This window comes from Nocardia sp. 852002-20019_SCH5090214, from assembly GCF_001665865.1.
GTDB classification, from domain to species: domain Bacteria; phylum Actinomycetota; class Actinomycetes; order Mycobacteriales; family Mycobacteriaceae; genus Nocardia; species Nocardia nova.
The window spans coordinates 1-792 of sequence record NZ_LZMK01000082.1 but is presented as its reverse complement, the minus strand read 5'-3'; the positions used below and the strand labels follow the sequence as shown (position 1 = coordinate 792).

General features: G+C 74.1%; 1 pseudogene. It reads right to left on the bottom strand.

Annotation, left to right across the window (positions count from 1 at the left end):
- Positions 1-792: pseudogene (locus tag A5780_RS40725) on the bottom strand (hypothetical protein); the annotation flags it as partial.

The window sequence follows — 792 nt, the reverse complement described above, 5'->3', positions numbered from 1 at the left end:
CGGGCCTCGGCAGCGGATTGGATACGAGCGATATCGGCGGCGTGATCGGCGCGCAGCTGCTCGCGGTCGGTGCGGGCATCGGCCCGCACAGTCGCCAATTCCTGGCGCAGTTCGGCGACATCATCGCGCAGCTGAGCCCGGGCCGCATCCACATCCCTACGGAGCTGGGCAGATTCGGCGAGCGCGTCGTCGCGGGCCTGCTCCAGCCGTGCCCGCTCGGTCTCGGCGCGCTGCTGTGCGGCCAGGGCCGCGTCGCGCGCGTCGTTCGCGGCAGTGATCTGCCGTGCGGCGGCCTCCTCCGACCTCTCGATCCGAGCATCCGCCGCGCGCTTTTCCAGCGCGACCCGCTTCTCGGCGTCGCGTTCGGTCTTCTCGACCAGCTCGAGCGCCTCGCGTTTGACGGTATCGATCCGCCGGCGCGCGTCGGCCTGGACCTCCTCCAGTTGCGTGCGCAGGCGGTCCGCCTCGGCGCGGGCGGCCTCGGCGGCGGCGATCTGGTCGTCCCGCTCGGCGATGGCGTCCTCGGCCGCGCCCTCGGCGAGTTCTTTTTCCTCTACCGCGGTGGCCAGCTCGCGGCGCGCGGTCGCGGCGTCGGCCTCGGCCTCCTCGGCACGGGCCTGGGCGGCGGCGATCTCGGCGTCGGCCTCGCGGCGCAGCGAGGACACTTCGGCCACCGCGGCGTCCGGATCTCCCGCGGCCGCGATGACCTGCTCCGCGCGCGCCATCAGCTCCCCCACCTCGCTGCGGTGCGCGGCCGTCACCGATTCGAACCGGGCGATCAGCTCGGCCAGC